The organism is Microbacterium sp. (assembly GCF_035277845.1).
Classification (GTDB): domain Bacteria; phylum Actinomycetota; class Actinomycetes; order Actinomycetales; family Microbacteriaceae; genus Microbacterium.
On sequence record NZ_DATEJS010000220.1, the window covers coordinates 1 to 5,909 of the forward strand.

Sequence of the window (5,909 nt, forward strand, 5' to 3'; positions counted from 1 at the left end):
CTCGATGCCGGTGTGCCGGTGTGGTGCGGCGGGATGCTGGAGACGGGCATCGGGCGGGCGGCCAACGCCGCGCTCGCCGCCCTGCCGGGGTTCACGCTGCCCGGCGACGTGTCGGCCTCGTCCCGCTTCTACACCCGCGACATCGTCACCGAGCCCGCTGTGCTCGAGGACGGTCACGTGCGCGTGCCGACGGGTGCCGGGCTCGGGGTCGAGATCGACCCGGTCGCGCTGGAGGACTGCACGGTCGAGCGGGCCGTCGCGCGCCGTTGACCCGAAGCGGATCAACGGCGCGGCGCTCACTGCGGATCCGGGACCATGGCCGACCGGGGTGCCGCGCGCAGACCGAACCGGCGGCGCTCATATCGCTCCACGGCGCGCGAGAGCGCGGAGATCCCGATGTTGACCGCCATGAACAGCACGGCGGCGACCACGAGCGCCTGCAGCGCCGACTGGCTGTAGTACGAGCCGATCACAGTGGCCGTGTGCAGCAGTTCGACGTACCCGCCCAGGACGTAGGCCAGTGCGGTGCCCTTGAACACGATCACGAGTTGGCTGACCAGTGCGGGCGCGATGTTCCGCATCGCCTGTGGAAGCAGGATGGTCACCATCGTCCGGACCGGCGAGAACCCCAATGCCGCCGCCGCTTCGGACTGACCACGCGGGAGCGCCTGCACCCCGGCGGCGATCAGATCCCCGATCACGGCACCGCTGTAGAGCGTGAGTGCGATCACCAGGAACCAGAAGTCGGTGAGCTGGAGCCCCCACGCCGGGAGCATCAGCGAGATGAAGAAGAGGAACAGGAGCACCGGGATGCTGCCGAGCGTCGCGGTCACCGAGCGCCACAGGCGCGGCAGCATCCGGGATCTTCCCGTCAGCCCGAAGGCGAGGAGCAGGCCCATCGCCATCGACAGGATCATCGCGACGATCGCGGCGGTGACATTGTTCAGCAGCCCGAGGCCGACGAGGCGCCACAGGCCCCCCTGTGCGAACGGCGCCCACGCGGCGGGGGTGAAGAAGCCGTGCGACACGAGCATCGACAGGGCGATCGCGACCAGCGCGACCACCACGACGATCCCGGCCGCCTCCAGCAGACGGTGGCGCCATCGCGTCTTCGGTCCGGGCGCATCGAACAGGACGGTGTTCATCGGGCGAAGCTCACCTTTCTCTCGAATGTCGTGATGAAGCGTCGCACCAGCAGTCCGATGACGACATATGCCACCGCGGCACCGCCGAGGACGATGAACGGCTGCACCTCGGCGATCGCGACCTGGTCCGCCGTGAACGTCAGTTCCGCGACGCCCACGATGGCGGAGACAGACGTGTTCTTGATCATCGTGATGAGCACGTTCCCCATCGGCATGACCATGGCCGCGAACGCCTGCGGGAAGACCACGGTGACCAGCGTGCCGGCTCCGGAGAAGCCGAGCGCGCGGCTGGCTTCGAGCTCGCCGACGGTCACCGTGTTCATGCCGGCGCGCAGGGTTTCGCAGACGAAGGCCGCCGTGTAGACGATCAGCACGACAGCAGCCGATGCGAACAGCGGCAGTTGGATGCCGACCAGGGGCAGGCCGAAGACGAACAGGACCATCTGGACGGGAAGCGGAACGTTGCGGAACACGAGCACGTACCCGGTCGCGACCAGTCGTGCGGTGCGCAACGGGCACACCCGCAGGCCCGCGAGAACGGTGCCCAGGACCAGGGCCCCTGCCCACCCGAGCACGATGAGTGCGATGGTGAGCAGGATGCCCTGGCCGAACTCCGCGAGATGCGGAAGGAGGAATGACACTGCTGGAGTCCTCGGTCGTCAGTACATGATCGGGGGCGGAGTCGGCGAGTCGTGCGAGACCTTCCCGACGGTATCGGCATAGATCTTCTTCCACGTGCCGTCCGCCTCGATCTTGGTGAGGAAGGAATCGAGGTAGTCGTGGAACGCCTTCTCGCCCTTCGGCAGCCCGATCGAGTCGTTGTCGGAGGCCGGCTTGCCGTTCTTGAGCAGGTTGCCGGGCGCGATCTCGAACTTGCCCGGGTTCTGGCTGATCAGCCCGAGCAGGATCGAGTTGGTCGTCGCGACCCCGTCCACGCGGTTCTGCTCGAGAGCCTGCATGCACTCGGTGATCGTCGCGAGCGTCATCAGATGCGCGGTCGGCGCGTTCTGCGGGACCATGTCCACCGCCCCGGAGCCCGCTGTGACGCAGATGTTCTTGCCGTTCATGTCTGCCGGGCGGGAGATCGCCTTGTCGCCGGTGCGCACCATCACCGAGACGGGGCTCATCAGATACGGGCCTGCGAAGTCGACGGCGGCCATGCGCGCGGGATTCGGTGGATAGGTCGCGATCACGACGTCCACTTTGTGCTGTTGGAGGAACGCCTCGCGGTCGGCGCTGGTGACCACGACGTACTGGATGTTCGATGCGCTCCCCGTCAGTTCCTGGGCGAGGCGGTCGGCGAGCTGGATGTCCATCCCTTCGAGCTGACCGGTCACCGGGTTCTTCATCCCGAACAGCGGGAAGTCGTCCTTGACTCCGACGATCAGCTTGCCGCGCTGCTGGATCTCGGCCATCTGTGTGCCGGCAGCGAAGGTGTGGGTCGGTTTCGGCGCGGCCGCGGACGGGCCGCTGCTGCAGGCGCTCAAGCCGACGGCCAGGGCGCCGGCGACGGCGACGGTGAGGATCTTGGGAAGGTGTCGCATGGGTGTCTCTTTCGTTTCTTGATGGCCCCGGCCCGTGCCGGGGGAGTGGGGATGCGTCGTCCTGTCCGTCGCGGCTCAGTCCGCGGACGACAGGAACTCGACCGCTCGCCGGCTGCTCGGCGCGCTGAAGAATCTCTCCGGGGTGGCGATCTCGACGATTTCGCCGTCGGCCATGAAGACCACTCGATCGGCGACCGACCGGGCGAAGGACATCTCATGGGTGACGACGATCATGGTGGTGCCGCGGTCGGCCAGGTTGCGCATGACGCCGAGCACATCGCGGGTCGCCTCCGGGTCGAGGGCCGAGGTCGGTTCGTCGAAGAGGAGAGCCTTCGGGCCCATCGCCACAGCGCGCGCGATCGCCGCGCGCTGGGCCTGTCCGCCGGAGAGCTGCGCGGGCATCGCGTCCGCCTTGGATCGGATGCCCACCAGATCGAGGAGCTCATAAGCACGCTCGCGTGCGGCGGCCTTGTCCATCCCGAGGATGCGGCGCGGGGCGAGCGTCACGTTGTCGATGATCGAGCGGTGCGCGAACAGGTTGAACGACTGGAAGACCATGCCCACTTCGGTGCGGAAGCGGTACAGCGCCCGCCCCTCGACGGGTTGCGGCTCGCCGTCCACGAGGATCTCCCCCTCATCGATCGTCTCCAGGCGGTTGATGGTGCGGCAGAGGGTCGACTTGCCCGACCCGGAGGGTCCGAGGATCACGACGACTTCGCCGCGGGCGACCGACAGATCGATGCCGTGCAGCGCGTGCACGTCGCCGAATCTCTTGCCGACCCCTCGCAGCTCGACGACGGGGGTGTCGGCCTCGTCTTGGGGAATCATCCGGCTCACGTTTTCATCTCTCTGTTGCGGGTTCGTTCTGGGGGTGGGACAGGTCGTCGGGGCGTGCCGGCGGGCCGCGCAGGCATGCGGAAGCTGCGCGCCGCGGGGCGCCGTGTCGTCGGTGGTCAGCCGGAGATCGGCCGATCGAGTTCGTGCATGACCTGCGCTTCGAGACGCTCTTGTCGAGCGAGGAACTCTGCGAATGCGCGGCCCGTCAGGAACGCATCGGTCCAGCCGTTCGCCGCCAGCGCACGCCGCCATCTCGCGGTCCCGTGCAACCGGGTGAGCAGGTCCGTGAGGTTCTGCCGGGCGCTTGCGGAGATGCCCGGTGGCGCGAGCACACCGTGCCAGTTCTCGTAGACGAGATCGATCCCCGACCCCTTCAGGGTGGGAGTGCCGGGAGAGGGAGAAGACGAGGCGGATACCGCGAGCACCCGAAGCTGGCCCGCCGTGATCTGGTCGCGATACTCGGCCATCCCTGACGCGCCGAAGGTGATGCGGTGGTCGAGCAGGGCGGGGAGCATCTCCCCGTCGCCGGAGAACGCGCGGTACCGCACGGCCCGCACCGGGATGGCGGCCGTCTTGGCCAGGAGCATCGGGAAGATGTAGTTCGGGCCGCCGATGGAGGAGCCGCCCCCGACGATCACCCCGCCGGGGTTCCTCCTCCATGCGGAGATCAGCTGCGTGATCGAGCGGTACGGCGAGTCCGCGGGCACCACGACGATCTCCGGCTGCTCCGTGAGCTCGGCGATGGGCGTCGCATCCGTCGGCGCGTATGCCGACCCGCTGCTGTAGCACGCTCCGACCATGCCCAGCCCCATCATCATGAGAAGCCGGTCGTTCCCCGACTCCTTCATGAGCCGGGCCATCGCCACAGTCTCGTTGTCGCCCACCACGTTGAACACGTCGATGTGCCCGGTGATGCCGGCCCTCTCCATGACGTTCGTCATCGTCCGGGCGGTGATGTCGTAGCCGCCGCCCTGAGCGTTCGGGATCATCACGGTCATCGGGCGCACCTGACCTCGATCACCGGCGAGCAGTGCGCATCCGGCGAGCAGTGAGAGGACGCTGACACCGACCACGAGGAGGCGCAGGCTGCGGAGGATCATCCCGCGCTCCCTTCTGCTTCATCGACGGTGGGTACCATCGAATTGTGAACGGCGACAAGGTGACATGTCACTGTTAGCGAACCAAAGTAAGTTGTGGTCGTTGTGGTCGCGGAGCCGGCCATCCCGACGCATGTCGCTGTCCGGCCGGGTGTTCCTGCTGCAGCTCGCCGTCATCTCCGCTGTTCTGGTCGCCGTGACGTTCGTCTCGATCGCGCAGGGGCGATCGGAGTTCCACGACGTCCAGGGCCAGCGCATGCTCGCAAGTGCGCAGAGCTTCGCATCGTCGCCCCTCGTGACCAGCCAGATCGGCACCCCCCAGGCGTCCTTGGTCCTGGCCCCCGACATGGAGAAGACCCGCGACCTCTCCAATGCGTCCGTCGTCGCGATCGTCGATCCGACGCAGCGCGTGATCGCGTCATCCGACCCGACCACCACCGGGCAGCGGTCCACGCTCGTGGCGCATATCGCGCTCTCCGGCCGCGCGTGGGCCGGAGACATCGTCAGCGACCATCAGCAGTACATCGCGGCGAACGTGCCCGTGCTCAAGGATGACGGCACACTCCTCGGGCTGATCGTCGTGGCGCAGGAGTATCCGCCTCTCGGCACCGAGCTCCTCGCGGCCGTGCCGGGACTGGTGTTCTTCCTCGGGGTCGGTGCGCTCCTCGGCGTCCTGGGCTCATGGGTGCTGTCCCGCGTGGTCCGACGCAGCACGCGCGGGCTGGAGCCGCACGAGATCGCCGAGCTCGCCGACAACCGTGAAGCCCTGCTGTTCAGCATCCGGGAGGGCGTCATCGGGGTGAGCGCGGACAGCCGGGTGACGCTGCTCAACGGGAGCGCGATGGAGCTGCTCGGTCTCGACGGCGCGGCAGTCGGCCGTCACATCGACGAGCTCTGGCTGGACGGTCCGATCCGCGAGGCGCTCTCGTCGAGCGCGGGCGAGGGCGAGCGCGTCGTGAGCATCGGGGCTCGCCTGCTCGTCCTCAACCGGCGCAATGTGATCAGTCGCGGCCACCATGTCGGCAGCGTCACGACGTTGCGAGACCGCACCGAGCTGGCGGAACTGCAGAGCCAGCTGGCGATGAACCAGAGCATCACGCAGACGATGCGGGCGCAGACGCACGAATTCTTCAACCAGCTGCACACCGTCTCCGGTCTCGTCCAACTCGGGGAGTACGACGAGGCGCGTCAGTTCATCGGCTTCTTGTCGCGTCAGAACGCCGAGATCACGATGCAGGTCGCCCGTCATGTGAAGGATGCGACGGTCGCGGCGCTGCTGGTGGCGA

The 5,909-nt window shown here is 67.7% G+C and carries 7 protein-coding genes; 2 read left to right on the forward strand and 5 right to left on the reverse strand.

What is annotated here, in order from left to right:
* Positions 1-270: enolase C-terminal domain-like protein (locus tag VJR25_RS09210; protein WP_324114675.1), on the forward strand; the 270-nt coding region annotated here is incomplete at its 5' end.
* A 26-nt stretch (positions 271-296) separates the two neighbouring features.
* Here the strand turns inward: VJR25_RS09210 and VJR25_RS09215 are convergent.
* The 5 genes from VJR25_RS09215 to VJR25_RS09235 form a co-directional block, all read right to left on the reverse strand.
* Positions 297-1,145, reverse strand: a complete 849-nt coding sequence (locus VJR25_RS09215; protein ID WP_324114676.1) for an amino acid ABC transporter permease — start codon at positions 1,143-1,145, stop codon at positions 297-299.
* The gene (locus tag VJR25_RS09220; RefSeq protein ID WP_324114677.1) at positions 1,142-1,786 is read right to left on the reverse strand and encodes an amino acid ABC transporter permease; all 645 of its coding nucleotides are present in this window, start codon (positions 1,784-1,786) and stop codon (positions 1,142-1,144) included. Before VJR25_RS09220 ends, VJR25_RS09215 begins: the two co-directional genes overlap by 4 nt.
* Before the next feature lie 18 nt (positions 1,787-1,804).
* A complete protein-coding gene (locus VJR25_RS09225; RefSeq protein WP_324114678.1) occupies positions 1,805-2,689 on the reverse strand; it encodes a glutamate ABC transporter substrate-binding protein in 885 nt (294 codons plus the stop codon).
* Positions 2,690-2,764: 75 nt separating this feature from the next.
* Positions 2,765-3,517 carry an amino acid ABC transporter ATP-binding protein gene (locus VJR25_RS09230; RefSeq protein WP_324114679.1) on the reverse strand — a complete coding sequence of 251 codons (753 nt, stop codon included), beginning with the start codon at positions 3,515-3,517 and terminating at the stop codon, positions 2,765-2,767.
* Between the two features lie 125 nt (positions 3,518-3,642).
* The gene (locus VJR25_RS09235; RefSeq protein ID WP_324114680.1) at positions 3,643-4,626 is read right to left on the reverse strand and encodes a Bug family tripartite tricarboxylate transporter substrate binding protein; all 984 of its coding nucleotides are present in this window, start codon (positions 4,624-4,626) and stop codon (positions 3,643-3,645) included.
* A gap of 130 nt (positions 4,627-4,756) precedes the next feature.
* On the opposite strand from VJR25_RS09235, the gene VJR25_RS09240 reads away from it, so the two are divergent.
* Positions 4,757-5,909 (forward strand): sensor histidine kinase (locus VJR25_RS09240; RefSeq protein ID WP_324114681.1); only part of this gene is annotated, 1,153 nt, incomplete at its 3' end.